Origin of the sequence: Nonomuraea sp. NPDC049750, from assembly GCF_040659625.1 — a bacterium.
Lineage (GTDB): Bacteria > Actinomycetota > Actinomycetes > Streptosporangiales > Streptosporangiaceae > Nonomuraea.
Map to the genome: position 1 here is coordinate 1 of NZ_JBFANB010000028.1, position 15,907 is coordinate 15,907.

The 15,907-nt window shown below is 71.3% G+C and carries 16 protein-coding genes; 7 read left to right on the forward strand and 9 right to left on the reverse strand.

The features are described from left to right. The 3 genes from AB0J16_RS45225 to AB0J16_RS45235 form a co-directional block, all read left to right on the forward strand. Positions 1-450, forward strand: a 450-nt coding sequence (locus AB0J16_RS45225; protein WP_358551741.1) for a DUF2786 domain-containing protein, incomplete at its 5' end; no start/stop codon positions are given. A gap of 246 nt (positions 451-696) precedes the next feature. Next, positions 697-2,085: a cytochrome P450 gene (locus AB0J16_RS45230; RefSeq protein WP_358551743.1), complete on the forward strand. Its 1,389-nt coding sequence runs from the start codon at positions 697-699 to the stop codon at positions 2,083-2,085. 91 nt (positions 2,086-2,176) lie between these two features. Next, on the forward strand, positions 2,177-2,530 hold the full coding sequence (locus AB0J16_RS45235) for a hypothetical protein (RefSeq protein WP_358551745.1): 354 nt from the start codon (positions 2,177-2,179) through the stop codon (positions 2,528-2,530). Between the two features lie 9 nt (positions 2,531-2,539). On the opposite strand, the gene AB0J16_RS45240 is transcribed toward AB0J16_RS45235, so the two are convergent. From AB0J16_RS45240 to AB0J16_RS45260, 5 genes are read right to left on the reverse strand one after another with little or no spacing between them, the layout of a single operon-like run. Beyond that, on the reverse strand, positions 2,540-4,861 hold the full coding sequence (locus AB0J16_RS45240; RefSeq protein WP_358551747.1) for a penicillin acylase family protein: 2,322 nt from the start codon (positions 4,859-4,861) through the stop codon (positions 2,540-2,542). Between the two features lie 7 nt (positions 4,862-4,868). Continuing rightward, the gene (locus AB0J16_RS45245; RefSeq protein ID WP_358551749.1) at positions 4,869-7,088 is read right to left on the reverse strand and encodes an FtsX-like permease family protein; all 2,220 of its coding nucleotides are present in this window, start codon (positions 7,086-7,088) and stop codon (positions 4,869-4,871) included. Then, positions 7,085-7,777, reverse strand: coding sequence for an ABC transporter ATP-binding protein (locus tag AB0J16_RS45250; protein ID WP_358551751.1), 693 nt, complete (start codon positions 7,775-7,777; stop codon positions 7,085-7,087). Before AB0J16_RS45250 ends, AB0J16_RS45245 begins: the two co-directional genes overlap by 4 nt. After that, a complete protein-coding gene (locus AB0J16_RS45255) occupies positions 7,774-8,301 on the reverse strand; it encodes a PadR family transcriptional regulator (RefSeq protein ID WP_358551753.1) in 528 nt (175 codons plus the stop codon). The genes AB0J16_RS45250 and AB0J16_RS45255 overlap by 4 nt, the downstream gene beginning before the upstream one ends. Positions 8,302-8,352: 51 nt before the next feature. Then, positions 8,353-8,799 (reverse strand): MarR family transcriptional regulator, encoded by a 447-nt coding sequence (locus tag AB0J16_RS45260; protein ID WP_358551755.1) that lies wholly within the window; start codon positions 8,797-8,799, stop codon positions 8,353-8,355. A gap of 87 nt (positions 8,800-8,886) precedes the next feature. Here AB0J16_RS45260 and AB0J16_RS45265 point away from each other — a divergent pair, with 87 nt between their 5' ends. Further along, positions 8,887-9,924 (forward strand): zinc-binding alcohol dehydrogenase family protein, encoded by a 1,038-nt coding sequence (locus AB0J16_RS45265; protein ID WP_358551757.1) that lies wholly within the window; start codon positions 8,887-8,889, stop codon positions 9,922-9,924. A 178-nt stretch (positions 9,925-10,102) separates the two neighbouring features. Beyond that, positions 10,103-10,495 carry a hypothetical protein gene (locus tag AB0J16_RS45270; RefSeq protein ID WP_358551759.1) on the forward strand — a complete coding sequence of 131 codons (393 nt, stop codon included), beginning with the start codon at positions 10,103-10,105 and terminating at the stop codon, positions 10,493-10,495. Between the two features lie 35 nt (positions 10,496-10,530). Here the strand turns inward: AB0J16_RS45270 and AB0J16_RS45275 are convergent, their stop codons facing one another. Beyond that, a complete protein-coding gene (locus tag AB0J16_RS45275; RefSeq protein ID WP_358551761.1) occupies positions 10,531-11,088 on the reverse strand; it encodes a MerR family transcriptional regulator in 558 nt (185 codons plus the stop codon). A 24-nt stretch (positions 11,089-11,112) separates the two neighbouring features. Between AB0J16_RS45275 and AB0J16_RS45280 the strand changes: the two genes are divergently transcribed. Both AB0J16_RS45280 and AB0J16_RS45285 read left to right on the forward strand, forming a co-directional pair. After that, a complete protein-coding gene (locus AB0J16_RS45280; protein WP_358551763.1) occupies positions 11,113-12,630 on the forward strand; it encodes an MFS transporter in 1,518 nt (505 codons plus the stop codon). A gap of 126 nt (positions 12,631-12,756) precedes the next feature. Continuing rightward, complete coding sequence (locus AB0J16_RS45285) at positions 12,757-13,881, forward strand: AI-2E family transporter (RefSeq protein ID WP_358551765.1); 1,125 nt, start codon at positions 12,757-12,759, stop codon at positions 13,879-13,881. 17 nt (positions 13,882-13,898) lie between these two features. On the opposite strand, the gene AB0J16_RS45290 is transcribed toward AB0J16_RS45285, so the two are convergent. From AB0J16_RS45290 to AB0J16_RS45300, 3 genes are all read right to left on the reverse strand, one after another. Continuing rightward, complete coding sequence (locus AB0J16_RS45290; protein ID WP_358551972.1) at positions 13,899-14,408, reverse strand: hypothetical protein; 510 nt, start codon at positions 14,406-14,408, stop codon at positions 13,899-13,901. After that, entirely contained in the window at positions 14,291-14,650 is a 360-nt protein-coding gene (locus AB0J16_RS45295) for a hypothetical protein (protein WP_358551767.1), read from the reverse strand. The genes AB0J16_RS45290 and AB0J16_RS45295 overlap by 118 nt, the downstream gene beginning before the upstream one ends. A gap of 191 nt (positions 14,651-14,841) precedes the next feature. Next, on the reverse strand, positions 14,842-15,861 hold the full coding sequence (locus AB0J16_RS45300; RefSeq protein WP_358551769.1) for an NAD(P)/FAD-dependent oxidoreductase: 1,020 nt from the start codon (positions 15,859-15,861) through the stop codon (positions 14,842-14,844). Positions 15,862-15,907 lie beyond the last annotated feature (46 nt).

A 15,907-nucleotide genomic window follows, 5' to 3' on the forward strand; every position in this document is an offset into this window, starting at 1 on the left:
GGCTACCTGGCGGCGCGGCAGGCGCGCGACGGGGCCGGCCGTCTGATGACCGTCTCCGGCGTGCTGGAACTGCTGGGGTCGCTGACCGGGCTGCCCCGGCTGGAGTCGTTGAGCCCACCGCCCGGGGCCGCTCGCCGTACGGTCCAGGCACGCTCGCACGCGGTCAGCGAGAAGACGCTCACGCGGGTGCGGGCGCTGCTTGCCAAGGCGGAGTCGACGACGTACGAGGCGGAGGCGGAGACGGTGTCGCAGGAGAGCGCCAGCCGGGGCACCGACCTGGTGCCGGTGCTGGCGGCCCGCGAACAGGAGGTGGAGCAGGCGGTCGCACGTCCTGGGACCGGGAGGGCTGGGCGGCGGGCCGTACCGCCGCCGACCAGGCCAGCCTCGGGGCGCGAGACCGATAGCGCTCCGTCCAGATGGAACTCGATCACGATCACTCCATTTATCTAGACTTCTAGGACTTTGGAGTGCGATCCAAGAAGGCAGTAAGGAGCCGGCGCCCCCGGAAAGGGGCAGGTAAGGAGCTGGTGCCCCCGGAGCCGTCCATCGGGCTGGACTCTTGCCATGACCAGCGGGATACGTGATGCTTACTGACCTCTTATGTGAATCGGCCGAAAGCTCCCAGAGCGCATCACTCGTGCTGTTACGTCTGCACCGACGTGGCGACGGGAGCGACCAGAGAGGTAGTTCGTCCCCGTGACCCATGGCTCGTGGCCCCAGCAGCCTGCGCAAACACCACCATCGACGTCCATAGAACCGCTGCTGACCAGGGAATACGACGCCGATCCCGCCCTCGTGCACGAACGCCTGCGCGCCACGTACGGACCGGTCGCCCCGGTCGACCTCCTCGGGGTGCCGGTCTGGTTCGTCCTGGGCTATGAGGAAGTGTTGCGTGTCCTGCAGAACACGGGCGGCATCTGGAGCAAGCACGTCGACAGGTGGCAGGCCAACATCGAGGGGCGGCTACCGGCGGATTGGCCGCTGCTGCCCGTCTTCCAGGTCAACAGCTCGGCCTTCCAGGAGGGCGCGACGCAGCGCGAGTTGCGGGGCGCGTGGACCAGCGCGCTCGCGCCGTTCCAGAACCCCGGCCACCTCCAGGCGCAGCAGTTGGAACGTTCGATCGTGCGGTACGCCGACGACCTCCTCGACACGCTGGCGGAGGGCGGTGCCACGGGGTGGGCGGACCTGGCGGCGCAGTACGCGCGGCCACTCCCCCTGATGGTCGCCAACCGCATGCTCGGCTTCGCCGCCTCACGTGGCGAGGACGTCGTGATGGATCTCTGGCGGATGATCGACGCCGGGCCGGACGCGCCCGCGGCGTTCGAGCGGCTGTACGCCGCCATGACGGAGCTCGCGGCGAGCAAGCGCGAGAGCCCCGGGGACGACCTGCCCTCCTACATGATCGAGGCGAAGCCGGACTTCACGCTGGACGAGCTGGCCCGCGAACTGCTCATGCTGCCCGGCCTGCTGGACTTCACCGCCAGCCTCGTCTGCAACGTGGTCGTCGAGGTCATCTCCAATCCGGATGTCCGGGAGAGCCTGTCGGTGGGTTCGATCGACGAGACGGTCAACCGGGTCGCCCTGCTCAATCCGCCGATGGCCAACCTGACCTTCCGGTTCCCGATGACGGACGTGAAACTGGGCAATTACACGATCGCCGCCGGGGATCCGGTCATGCTCTCGGTCGCGGGCGCGCACGCCGACCCGCGATTCGCCGGAGCGATCGATCGGCAGGCCATCCGCAGCACCCGCGCTCATCTCGCCTGGGGCGCGGGGCCGCACAGCTGCCTGGGTCAGCGGCTCGCGACCCAGATCACCACCATCGCCGTACGCCGGCTCTTCAACAGGTTCTCCAAGATGAAGCTGGCGCTACCGGCCGACCAGTTGCCCTGGCGCCCCTCTCCCTTCATGCGGGCGCTGCGGTCCCTGCCCGTCCAGTACGAACTCGCCGGCCCCCACGTCCCCGCGACCGCCCCCGCTCCCGTGGACGCGCAGCCATCCCCGGCGGGTGAGGCCGCCACCGGTCAAGGGTCGCCCCGTTCCGCGCTGTGGAACTTCCTGCGCGGGCTGCGTCGCGGACGGTAGGCCCCCTTCAGGTGGAGGGGGCGCTCCACTTACCGTGCTACGGTATCCCGGTAACTGGAAAAGCCCCTCCAGTTACCGGGATGGAGGATTCGTGCCCTACAAAGGACCCCTGCCGAAGCAAGTGGTCACCCGTGTCAACGCCTGCGCGAGCGCGCTGCGCTCCTCTCCTCGCTGGGGCAGGCTGGTGCGGAAGCATCTTACGATCGTCACCTACACAGGACGTCGTTCAGGACGTGTCTTCAGCACACCCGTCGCCTACCGGCGGGCGGACGACGTCGTCACCATCGGCGTGCAGATGCCGGACGCCAAGAAGTGGTGGCGCAACTTCCTGGACGAGGGCGGCCCGATATCGCTGGACCTGGACGGCGCCGAGCGCACCGGGCACGCGGTCGCCCGGCGCGACGGAGCGGGCCGCGTCACCGTCACCGTGCGCCTCGACGGCTGAGCTGAGCCGTCACCCTCGCACCGTGGCGGTTTTCAGCTGCGGTGCGGCGGCGATCTCGGCTTCGGTGAAGCGCTCGGTGACCCACTGACGGCGCGAGAACAGGACCGTCTGGTCGGTGTGGTGGGGCGAGGCGGGGTTGGCGGACAGGGAGTAGGTCAGGACGGTACGGGTACGCGGCCCGTCAGGGGTGAGCTCGACGGCCATCATGAAGCTGGAGCCGGTGTCCACCTCCGGGTAACGCCCGTCGGCGCCGAGCAGACCCCTCATGCGCACCCTGTCGAAGCAGCCCTCCCCCTCGGTGCAGCCGGGCAGCGGGATCGAGGCGTAGCGCTGCGCCTGGCCCGGAGTCAGCGTCAGGGGGACGCGGTTGGTCTGGAAGAAGAACACGGCATCGGCCAGGGCCTGCCGCACCGTGGGATCGTCGCCCTTGAGCCCCCGAGGGGTGGTCAGCGGACGCGCGGGATCGAACGGCACCCGCCAGGGGCTGTACCTGGGCTCTCCCGGCTTGGTGGGACCCTCAAGCCGGGTGAAGAACTCCCGCCACAGGATGGCACCCTGGCCGTCCAGAGTGGCGCGCCCGTCCCAGTCGGCCAGGGTCCGGCAGGCCTCGCGCACGTTCACCCGCTCGCCTTCGGAGGTGGTCGGCTCGGGGTTGGCCCGGCACATCCGGAGCAGGTCCGAGCGCATGAGCTCGAAGGTGTGGTTGCGCTTGCCGTACGCGGTGGCCTGCAGCGTTTCCAGGGTGAAGCCAGGCGCGCCGAGGCCGTCGGCGCCGGATCGCCGCTGGGCGATCATGTCCAGGCTGACCCGGGGGCGCGGCTCCAGCTCGGTACGCGCCTTACCCCACGCGAGCGGATAGCCGGTCAGCGGCGCCGACGGGTTCGTCATCCAGAAGGTGTTGTTGGAGTTGGCCACATAGTCGGCGCGGGTCAGCCTGGGCTGCTCGGCCGGTCCGAAGATGCCGGGCACCACGGCGTCGCCGTCCTTGCCCCACCGGCACGCGGAGGTCGAGCCGTCCAGGACGTATGCCTCGAGGCCCGGGATGGGCGAAGGCTTGGCGCAGCGGCGCGCCTTGGCGTCGGTGACGTGGGGGACCACCGAGGCGTCGGCGAAGTAGGCGGTCCCGCCGACGTCGGTGGCCAGCGTGTGGACGAACGCCATGCCCTGGTAGGTGTTCTGGGCCGCGCGTAGCTCGGTGAGGTTCCTCGCCCTGCCCATCGCCAGCCACTCGTCGGCCGCGCGCAGGTTGGCGCCGTTGACGTCCGCCAGCGCGTACGCGACCTTGTCGGTCTGGCCGACGGCGAGCACCGGGCCGTAGCGCGAGGTGTAGAGCGTGTGGCCGCTGGTGGTGCCGTCCTGCAGGGTGACCTCCACCTCTTGGCGGCCGACCGGCTCCGCGTGACCGTCAACCAGGTAGCTGCTCCGATCGCCCGCGAGCCTCAGCTGGTAGACGGTGAAGCGCTGGGCGTGGGAGACGGTGTGGGTCCAGGCCAGGCTCGCGTTGTGGCCGATCTGGACGACCGGGGTGCCGTACAGGCTGCCGCCGGAGACGTCGAGCACGCCGGGGATGGTGAGCTGCACCTGGTAGAAGCGGCGGATCCCGTTCCAGGGGAAGTGCGGGTCGGCCAGCAGCATGCCGTGGCCGTCGCGTGTCGCCTGACGGCCCAGCGCCCAGCCGTTGCTGCCCGCGGGCGGTCTCCGGTCCGGGCCGTCGGCCTCGGGCCCGCGCACCCCGGTGATGGCGTCCTTGAGCCCGGCGCTGCCCACCATGCGGTTGAGGTCGAGCAGGTTGTTCCAGATGTCCGTGGCGGTGATGGGGCCGACCCAGGCCTTGCCCCGGCAGGTGGGATCGGGCAGGTTCGCCGCCCTGGTGTCGGCCAGGTAGCGGTTGTATCCCGCGACGTAGCCGTCGACCAGGCGGCGCACCTCGGCGCCCGGCCCCACCGGCGCGGGCCGGGCCAGCAGGCGCCCCACGACGCCGGAGTCCGTGACGCTCTTGTAGTAAACGTCGCTGGACAGGTTGGTGACCGGGCGGACCGGGTCGTCGGACATGGCCGTGGCGCCGAAGTAGCGGGACCGCTCGCCCCGCATGGTCACCACCCACGAGGCCAGCACGCACAGGTTGTCCTGCGCGAAGGCGTAGCCGTACCCGAACCCGAGGCCGCCGTAATCTTTGGCGGAGATGTGCGGGATGCCGTACTCGGTGCGCCGGATCGTGGCGGAGTAGCGTTCGTCGGCGGCAGCGGCGGACGGCGCGGTCGCGTTCACCACCACAGCGGAGGCGAGCGCGACCAGCGCGACCAGCACGGCCGGTCGCGGTATGAGCTTCATGTGGCTCCTATTCGAAACGGGCGTTGTCGGGCGCGGTCAGGCGCCTGAGCAGCGGCAGGCCGGCCAGAATCACCAGCAGGGAGGCGGTCAGGCCGCCGCCGACGGTCGCGAAGTAGACGGGGCCGGGCAGCGCCAGGGCGGTCTTCTTCATCGCGAGCTGGTCGATGAGCGGCTCGGCCACGCCGAAACCGGCGCCCGCGGCGAGCACGGCGGCCAAGACGAGCGGCAGCGCGGACTCCAGCAGCACCACCCCGGCCAGGGTGCGGGTGGGGGTGCCGGCCAGCCGCAGCAGGGTGAACGGCTGCCGGCGTTCGACCAGCCCGCCGCCGACCGCCACCACGAGGCTGCAGCCCCCGACGATGAGGGTCAGGGCGACGACGGCCAGCGCGATGTTCTGGCCCTGGGTGTACAGGGCGGCTCTGACCTGGGCGACCTCGGCGAAGGTCATCGGGGCTTCGACGGTGTGCTCGGCCAGCAGCGTGCGGAGCCGCTCCACCGCCGCCGGGTCGGCCGTGGAGATCAGGATCGCCTCCATGGCAAGGCCGGTGGTGGTGGGGACGGATCGGCTACCGGCTCCCGCGACGGGCAGGATCTTGTCGATGGTGAGCGGGTTGTCGGCGCCGGCCACGCGGTTGAAGACGCCCGCCACGGCGTGCGCGTTCGCCGGGCACCGTCCGAGCACGGGGAAGCGGGCCAGGCTCGCGCATTCGACGGCGGTTCGCGGGGGCGGCGGGCCATCTGTGGGCATAGGGGCGGCCGCCGGCTCCGCCAAGGCGTAGATCGGCAGTACGTCCACGCCCGGGAAGCCGCGCAGCCGGGCGAGCACGTCCTTCTGCGCCGGCTGGGACAGACCCGCGGTGCCGGGTCGGTCGAACTGGGCGCGCAGTACGTGGTTCAGCGCTCCCCCGGCCACGGCCCGCTGGCCGGACAGCACCGCGGGGACGATGCCGGCGAGCGCCGTACCGACGAACACCGCCAGCGTGAGCCCGCTCACCGCGCGGAAGGCGGCCTTGGGGTCGGCGGCCATCCGCTGGGCGGCCAGCAGCGTCGCCGCGCTCCGGGTCCGCCGGGCGGCCAGGCGAGCGGCCCGCATCGTCAGCCAGGGACCGGCCAGGATCAGCCCGACCATGATCAGGGCGAGCCCCGCCACAGCCGGCACGGTGTCGAGGTCGTTGTCGCCGCGGAACACCGGGCCCGCGAACAGCCCCAGCCCGGCCAGCAGTGGAATCACCCGCCACGCCCTCGGCGGAGCCGCCGCGCCCTTCCTGGCCACTCCGAGGGGTGAGATCCGCACCCGGCGCAGCGACCACAGGGCGGCGCCCGCCGCGGCGACCGGCACGCAGGCGAGCACGGCCGCGTACTGCCAAGGATGTGGGGCGATCAGCTCGGGAAAGAAGCGGACACCGGTGATCCGCACCCTGGCCAGCGCGGGCCGTACCACCTGGAAAAGCGCCAGGCCGGCCAGCGCGCCGAGCAGCGCGCCCAATGCGGCGTCCACCGCGGCCAGCACGTTGATCTGCCGTGAGGTGGCGCCCACCAGCCGGATCGCCGCCAGGCGGGTCTCACGGCGGGCGGCCGCCAGCCGGGTGGCGGTGCCCACGAGCGCCAGCAGCGGGACGACCAGCGCGATGGCGCCCACGCCGAAGCCGAACCGGTAGATGTCGGCGTAGCCGTCGGCCGCGGGCTCGGTGGCCACCGTGTCGACCTGCGCGGCGCCGGGCATGGCGGCGACCTGCCCCGATGTTCGCCCCACCACGATGGCCAGTTCGTCGGGCCCGGACAGCCCGGCCTGGCCGATCAGCCCGGCACGGGTGCCGGGGAAGCGATCGGCGAGTCGCTCGCGCGGCGCCGAGTCCAGCAGCCTGGCCAGCGCGGGCGAGGCGTAGTACTGGCCGGGAGCGGGCATGCGGGACAGGCCGGGGATGACCGGCGCCCGGGCGCCGAGCGCGGCGGCGTCCAGCCTCGTGATCGTCTGGCCGGCGTAGTAGTCCTCGTGCAGGTTCCACAGCGCGCCGTCGGCGGTGGCGTCCAGGGCCCAGCCGTTGGGCGCCGTGCCGCGCGTGCATTCCCAGCACGGGCGGTCGTTGGTGGCCTGGAAGGCGTTGAAGAGCGACAGTGTGCCCAGCAGCACCGCGACGCCGGCCGCCACCCCGCCGACGATCAGCGCCAGCCTGGCCGCCGCCTCCCTGCCGCTGCTCAGCGACAGCCGCAGGCCCAGCCGGATCATCGGACGATCCCGCTGGCGTACGGGTCGGTGACCCGGCCGTCGCGGACGACGACCTCCCGGTCGGCGCAGGCGGCCACCCGGGCGTCGTGGGTCACCACGATCACGGTGGTCCCCTCCTGGCGGGCCAGGCTCACCAGCAGCTCCATCACGTGCTCGCCGGTGAGCGAGTCGAGCGCGCCGGTCGGCTCGTCGGCGAAGACGACCCGCGGCCCGGTCACCAACGCTCTGGCGATGGCCACCCGCTGCGTCTGCCCGCCGGACAGCTCCCCCGTACGCCGGCCGCCCAGCTCGGCCAACTCCAGCCGTTCCAGCCAGGAGGCGGCCCGCGCGTAGGCGCGACGGCGGCGGGTACGGCCGAGCAGCAGCGGCAGCGCCACGTTGTCGGCCACGGTCAGCTCCGGCACGAGCTGGCCGAACTGGAAGACGAAGCCGAAGGCGGTGCGCCGTAACTCGCTGCGGCGGCCGTCGTTCAGCGTGTCCAGGCGCCGCCCGTCGAACCACACCTCGCCGCTGTCCGGGGTGAAGATCCCGGCCAGGCAGTGCAGCAGCGTCGACTTGCCGGAACCGCTGGGCCCCATGACGGCCAGGACCTCGCCCGCGCTCACCGACAGGCTGGCCTCGCGCAGCGCGGGCGTGTTGCCGAAGGCGCGGCTGATCCCCTCGGCCCGCAGCACCGGGTTGACGATCATCGCTCGCGCACCGCCACCGTCAGCGCGTCCAGCCGGGCCTGGGTGACGTCGATCCACCGCAGATCGGCCTCGAGGCGGAACAGCCCGTGATCGGCCAGCAGCGCGTCGACCAGGTTGCCGGCGCGCTTGATCTCGGTCAGCTCGCGCATGCGCCGCAGATGCGTCGCCCGCTGGGCGTCCAGGTAACCGGCCGCGTCGCGGCCCAGCATCAGGGCCAGCACGACCTTGGTGAACAGCACGGTCTGCAGGTACGGCTCGGCCGCCACCGGCTCGGCCAGCCACTCCTCGACCTCGCCCGCGCCCACCGGGGTGATGGCGTAGCGCTTACGGTCGGGCCCGTCGCCCGGCTCGCTCGGCCCAGCGGTGATCTTGCCGTCTCTGACCAGCCGGCCGAGCGTGGAATAGACCTGGCCGAAGGGCAGGGGCTTGCCGCGGCCGAAGAAGGTGTCGTAGTCGCGTTTCAGGTCGTATCCATGGCTCGGCTCCCGTTCCAGCAGACCGAGCAGGGCAAGGGGGACGCTCATGGGTCGCCACTATACCCCGAGGGTATATACGACGGGGATAACGACATCCGCTCAGCCCGATGCGGGCCGGATCCCCACGACGGCAGTGGCGAGCTGGGTGAGCTGGGCGCGCTGAGCGGCGGAGAGGTGGCCGATGAGCCCGATGACGCGGTGGCCGATCTCGGCGGCGCACTCCTCGGCGAACCGCTTGCCCTCGGGGGTGAGGCGGACCAGCACGGCGCGGCCGTCATGGGGGGAAGGCGAGCGCTGGACCAGTCCGCGCTTCTCGGCGCGGCTGACCAGGCCGGTCATGGAGGACTTGTCCAGGCCGAGGTAGCCACCGAGTTCGAGCATGCCGCACTGCCGGTCGCGCAGGATGCCCAGCAGCCTGATCTGGATGATCGACAGGTCGTGCTCCGCGCCGGCCTCGGACAGGACCCGCTGGATCAGGAACGACAGCTGCACCAGGGCGTCCACCGCGTTCAGGGGCCCGTCGGCCGGGGTGGAATCGGTCGTCATGGGGTCAGCCTACTTGACCTAGTACGTGGCACAAACTACTTTCAAAAGTAGTACGCGCCGCAAACCAACTATGACAGGAGAACCCCCATGCGCGCCGCAGTCGTCCGCGCCTTCGACGCCCCGCCCCGCTTCGACACCTTCCCGACCCCCATCCCCTCAGGGGAGCACGAGGTCCTGGTCGACGTGCTGGCCGCCGGGCTGCACCCACGGGTGCGCTCGGCGGCGAACGGCAGCCACTACACCTCCGACGGCACCCTGCCCCTGGTGCCCGGCATCGACGCCGTCGGCCGTACGCCGCAGGGCGAACTGCTCTACTTCGCCGCCCCCGACGCCGCGCTGGGCACCATGGCCGAACACGCCGTCGTCGACCGCCGCCGTGCCATCACCCTGCCGACCGGCACCGACCCGGCCGCCGTGGCCGCGGCCATGAACCCCGGCATGTCCTCCTGGGTAGCGCTACGCCGCCGCGTGTCCTTACCGCCCGGCGGCTCCGTCCTGGTCATGGGCGCCACCGGCAACGCCGGGCAACTCGCCGTCCAGATCGCCAAACACCTCGGCGCCGCCCGCGTGATCGGCGCGGGCCGCGACCCGCGACGTCTCGACCTGCTGAAGAGCCTCGGGGCCGACGAGGTGGTCAGGCTCGACGACTCCGACTCCGACTCCGACTCCGACTCCCGCTCCGGCTCCGGCTCCGGCTCCGGCTCCGGCTCCGGCTCCGGCTCCGACGATGTCGCCGAGCGGCTCGCGCGGGCGGCCGCGGACGTCGACGTCGTCATCGACTACCTGTGGGGCCGGCCCACCGAGCAGGCCATGCCCGCCCTGCTGACCGCCCGCTCCGACCGGTCCAAGGCCCTGGCCTGGGTCCAGATCGGCTCCATGGCCGGCCAGGACATCACCCTGCCCTCGTACCTGCTGCGCGCGGCGAACCTGAACATCATGGGCAGCGGCCAGGGCTCCCTGACCACCGCCGGCATCATCGCCGAACTGCCGTCCCTCGCCGCGGAGATCGCCTCCGGCGCCTTGGCCGTGGACCCCCTGCCCATGCCGCTGGACCAGGTCGAGCAGGCATGGAACACCCCGACCGCCCCCGGCCAACGCCTCGTCCTGACCCCCTCCCAGCGGTGATCCGCTCTCCGCGGAGCCGCCGCCGGGCGACCGGTGGCGTCTGAGGAGATCGCCGCCGCAGGCGCCCGGGATCTCAGAGCGAGTCCCAAAGTGAGAGAGACTGGGCCCATGACGAGGACCCGGACTCCGTGACCTGGGAGTGATCGCGCCCCGGCATCGAAGCGGTTACGCTGATCATGTGACGGACGCGATCCCGGTCGAGCGTATGCCGACCGCCATGCGAGTCGCCATGTTCGTCCTGACCCTCGATGTGGCCTTCAGCCTCTTGGGGCTCGCCATCATGATCGGCACGGTCGCTTTCGCCTTCAGCGGGCCGTTTCTCCTGCTGCTGCTCTACAGCGTCGTGATCACTGCGTTCATGTGCTGGCTGCTCGCCCGCTGGACTTCGCGACGTAAGCTCGTGCGCTGGGGTGCCATCGCCGTCGAAGGGGTCTCGGTCGGTGGTTCCCTCCTCAAGAACGCGATCGACGGCGGTTTCGGCTGGACCACGCTGCTCCCGGCCATGCTCCTACCGCTGGTGCTCGTCATCATGCTGCTCACGCCTTCAGCGGCCCGCTGGTTCGACCGCTGATGACATAGCGGCCATGCACGTTCGCTCCAGCACGCTCAGTTGACGCCTGCTTGGCGGTCGGGCGTTTGTCGGTCGGCCGCTTGGCGGTTGGGTGCTTTGGGTGCCCAGAGCTGGTCGGCGTCGCCGGCGGCGAGCCGGCCCCGGTAGACGTCGATCTTGTGGTCGATGAGCCGGAGGTTCTCCTGCAGCTCGGCCATCTTGGCGAGCACGTCGGCGCGGTGGCTCTCCATGAGGGCGAGTCGTTCCTCCTCGTTGCCGTGTCCGGCGGAGACGAGTTCGGCGTAGCGCCGGATGGCCTTGATGGGCATGCCGGTGGCCCGCAACCTGGTGCAGATGGTGATCCAGTCGAGGTCCAGCTTCCGATAGCGCCGCCGGCCACCGGCGGTGCGGTCGACGGCGGTGACGACCAGGCCGGCGCGTTCGTAGTAGCGCAGGGTGTGCGCGCTGACCCCGGTGAGGCGAGCGGCCTCGGCGATGCTCAGGCCGGCGTCAGGGATAGACCGGGCAGGGGGGATAGAGGGAGCAGGCTCGGGTTCCGGCTGCGACTCGACCGGCTGCGGCTCGACTTCCGGCTGCCGCTTGACTTCGAGCATGCTCTAAATCCTAGCGTCGTGGTCATGAGTGACTCAATGCGGCCGAAGGCGACGGCCGGCGAACGCGGGCCGATACCGCCTGACGTGCCCGGCCTCAGCCGGCGCCGTCAATACCTGGTGCTCGCCATCTGCTGCGCCAGCATCATCGTCGTGGTGATGGACATCTCCATCGTCAACGTGGCGCTGCCCGCGATCCGTCACAACCTGCGCACCTCGGTGTCCGGCCTGCAATGGTCGGTCGACGCGTACACCCTGGTGCTGGCCGCCTTCCTGTTGCTGGCCGGGTCCACCGCCGACCGGGTCGGCCGTCGGCGGACCTTCCAGGTCGGCCTCGCCGTCTTCGGGCTCGGCTCGCTGATGTGCGGCCTGGCGCCGAGCATCGGCTGGCTGATCGCCGCGCGTACGCTCCAGGCCGTCGGTGGCACGATGCTCAACCCGGTGGCGATGGCGATCACCGCCACCACGTTCCCCGACCCGGCCGAACGGGCCAGGGCCATCGGCATTTTCGGCTCGATGTCCGGTCTGTCGCTGGGGCTGGGTCCGATCCTCGGCGGCGCGCTGGTCGACGGCTTCGGCTGGCGCTCCATCTTCTGGATCAATGTGCCGATCGTGGCCGCCGCGATCGTGTGCACGGCGCTGTTCGTTCCCGAGTCCCGCGCCGCCCGTGCGCGCCGCTTCGACCCGGTGGGCCAGACGCTGGTGATCCTGGTGCTGGGCAGTGTCGTCTACGCGATCATCGAGTCCGGCAGCTCGGGCTGGACCTCGCCGGTCATCCTCGGCCTGCTCGCCGTCGCCGCGCTCGGCGTGCTGGGCATCCTCGGGTACGAAACGCGCCGTGCCGACCCCCTGCTGGAGCTGCGCCTGTTTCGCAGTGTGCCGTTCAGCTCGGCGATTCTGTTGGCGTTGTTCGCCTTGTGCGGGTTCGGTGCGTTCCTGTTTGTGACCACCCAGTATCTGCAGGACGTACGCGGCATGTCGGCGCTGACGGCCGGGCTGTGCCTGCTTCCGGTCGGTGGGCTGGTCGTGGTGCTGTCCCCGCTCACCGGGCGGGTGGTCGGAGCGCGCGGTCCGCGCCTGCCGCTGGTGGTCGCCGGGGCCGCGCTGGCGCTGGGCGGCGGGGCGTCGCTCTGGCTTGTACCGGCCACCCCGCTGCCGGCCGTACTCGCGATCTATCTGCTGTTCGGCGTGTTCCTGGGCACCGTCAATCCGCCGATCACCAACACGGCGGTGTCCGGCATGCCCCGCTCGATGACCGGGGTGGCCGCCTCGTTGGCCTCCACCGGCCGGCAGACCGGCACCAGCCTGGGCGTCGCGATCTCCGGCACGATCGTCGGCTCATCCGTGGCTCATGGCGGCACGGCGTTCACCGGCGCGGAGCACGGCGTGTGGTGGCTGGTGCTCGGGCTCGGCGTCGGCGTCCTGGCCCTGGGGCTGCTCAGCACCGGGCGCTGGGCTTCGGAGACGGCCGGGCGGGCCGCGGCGCTGTTCGAGGGGATGGACCGGGGCGAACATCCACGAACCGCCTCCCTGAGCCCCCGCTGATCGGTCCCGCTGATCGGCGCTGGTGATCGGCGCTGGTGATCGGCATTGTCCGATGCATGGCCGCGCGTCGGCAAGCTGTGACCCCCGGCACGGTATGAAGCGATACCTCCGGGCAGAGGAGCACCCGTGCCGGAACCCTCTGATCACCCCACCGCGCAGGCCCCGGGCGATGCCAGGGCCGTTCGAGAGGAACCCTCGCCGTTACCGTTCGGCCGCCCCGGCCGTCCCTTCGGCAGCAACCCCTTCCTCTTCGGCTTCACCGCCGCGCTCGGCGTACTGGCCGCCTGGCTGCTGGTCCAGGCGTTGACCGCCGCCGTCTCGATACTGATCTTGATCGTGATGTCGCTGTTCCTCGCCGTGGGGCTCAACCCCATGGTGGAATGGCTGGAAGAGCGGCACCTGCCGCGCTGGCTGGCGATCACCCTGGTGTTCGTCGCGGTGATCGCGTTCTTCGCGGTCTTCGTCATCGCGGTCGTGCCCGCCGTGTCCCAGCAGAGCGGCCAGTTCGTCGAGCAGTTACCCACCTACATCAGCCAGTTGCAGAACAACGCGCAGGTGCGCGAGCTCGATCAGCGCTTCGGCCTGCTGGAACAGGCACAGGCCTACCTCACCGGCGGGCAGGTCGGACAGCAGTTGTTCGGCGGGCTGCTCGGCGCGGCCAGCGTCGTGGTCAGCGCGGTCTTCTCCGCCATCACGGGACTGATCTTGACGCTGTACTTCCTGGCCGCACTGCCCTCCATCACCCGGGTCGGCTACCGGCTGGTCCCCAAGAGCCGGCGGCCGCGCGTACAGATGCTGGGCGATCAGATCTTCAAAAGCGTCGGCGGGTACGTGGCCGGGAACCTGCTCATCTCCCTGATCGCCGGGGTGACCACGTTCATGTTCCTGTCGATCGCCGGCGTGCCCTACGCGCTGCCGTTGGCCATCATCGTGGCGATCACCGACCTGATACCGCTGATCGGCGCCGGGATCGGGGCGACCATCGCCATCTTGGTGTCACTGTTCGTGTCGTTTCCGGTGGCCATCGCCACCCTGGTGTTCTTCATCGTCTACCAGCAGATCGAGAACTACCTCATCGCGCCGAGAGTGATGAAGTCCTCCGTCGACGTGCCCCCCGCGACCACCATCGTCGCCGCGCTGATCGGCGGTGCGCTGCTCGGCGTGGTGGGCGCGCTGCTGGCCATCCCGGCGGCCGCCGCCCTCCAGCTGATCACGGCCGAGGTGGTGCTGCCGCGTCAGGAACGCCACTGACCTCGCGGTCGCGGTTCTCAGTGAGGGCCCTGGGCAGGCGCGACCATGGTCGGGTCGTGTCCGTCGGCCAAGAGGATCATGATGCGGTGGGCGTCGGTGAGCAGGCTGCCGCTCACGGCCCAGCCCTGCGGTGTGTGGTCGCGGCCGGGTGGCGCGGTGAGGCGGCGCAGGTTGTAGCGACGGCTCTCGGCGCCGGCCGCCACGGCGGCCTCGGCGGCGTCCAGGCGCTCCGTCAACCGCGTGGCCTGGGCCTGCCACTCGGCCAGGCCGGACAGGTCCCAGCCTTGGCGCAGCCCGTCGGCCACGTCGCCGAGCAGCGCGGCACCCTGTTCGGCCAGGCGCCGGAAGGCCGCGTCGGGGCGGCGGTGATACAGCGGCGGCCACAGCAAGGTGTTGATGGCGGCCCCGCTCACCGCGCCCATGGCGGTGGCGATGATGTAGGCCAGCAGGTAGCGCTCCTGAGAGGCGGCTCCGAAGGAGAGCATGAGGACGGCGGTGGCGGCCACGTCGGAGCCGTACCTGCCCATCCGGCGCCAGCGCGCGGCCAGCAGCGCGGGTGGATGACCAGGACGAGGCTGAGCGCGGTCAGACCGATCAGGGAGCCGATGCTGCCGGCCAGGATGACCCCGGCGGCCACGGCGGCGACCCGGCGTAACCCGTTGGTCAGGGTCTGGTACACCGTGGCGTGCACCATGATCACGGCCGTGGCGGGGGCGATCCAGATGCTCTCGTGCGGCAGCAGCCGGCTGGCCAGAAACCAGGCCAGCACGGCGGCCAGGGTGGCTTTGCCGATCTGGCGGGCCTGCAGCCGTTAGTGGGAGCCCTTGGTGGCCAGCCCGCGCCAGCTGCCGCGAATGTACGCGAGCTCACCGCGCAACGTACGCGCGACTCGGCCACGCCAGGTACGGATCACGAAATGTCATGATATGTCCCACGAGGACGGCGGCCAGCCACGATAGTTCACAGGCCGTGGCGGCTTTCGCCCATCGCCAGTTCGCACAGACGCGCTTCGGCCTCGGCCGAGAACGGGTCCCGGTAGGCGGCCACCGCCTCTCGGGTCTCCTCGTCGATCAGGTCGGCGTTGATCTGGGCCGCCGCGGTGGCGCCCGCCGCCGCGGCGGTGCCCACCTGCGCGACCAGATCGCTGACATTGCCCGCGACCCAGATCCCGGGCACGTCTGTACGGCCGGTCGCGTCAGCGGGGATGTACTCGCCGGCTCCCGTGGGATGCTCGACCGGCCGCAGCCCGAGCGCCGCCAGGAACCCCGCGCGCGCCACCATCCGTGTGGCGACCGCCATCACCTCGCGGCGGACCAGCGTGCCGTCGCCCAGCCGTACTCCCACGATACGGTCCTCGACGATCTCCAGGGACGCCACCTCGCCGCGCACCACGGTGATGCCGCGAGCGGCCAGCCGCTCCGCCTCCTCCTCGTCCGGCGGCGGCATGGTGTGGGAGAAGAGCGTGACATCGGCGCTCCACTGACGCAGCAGCAGCGCCTGGTGCACCGCCATCGGCCCACTGGCCAGTACGCCGATGGCCCGGTCACGAACCTCCCAGCCGTGGCAGTACGGGCAATGAATCACATCCCGGCCCCACCGAGCCCGCAGCCCCGGCACGTCCGGCAGTTCGTCGACCAGCCCGGCGGCCACCAGGAGCCGACGCGCCCGGACGGACCTGCCGTCGGCCAGCGTCACCGTGAACCCCTTGGCGTCCCGCACCGCCGTGGCGACCTCCCCGGCCACCACGTGACCGCCGTAGCCGCGAACCTCGGCCCGGCCGCGCTCCAGCAACTCGGCCGGCCGGATCCCCTCCCGGGCCAGCAGCCCGTGTACGCCCTGCGCCGGTGCGTTGCGCGGGGCTCCCGCGTCGATCACCGCCACCGACCGCCGCGCCCGAGCCAGCATCAGCGCCCCGCTCAACCCCGCGGCGCCACCGCCGACCACCACCACGTCATAGCCGTCCTTCAGCTCATCGGTCACCTTGACCACCTCCGCGACGAACTATGCGACCCCATGGACCGCAGCC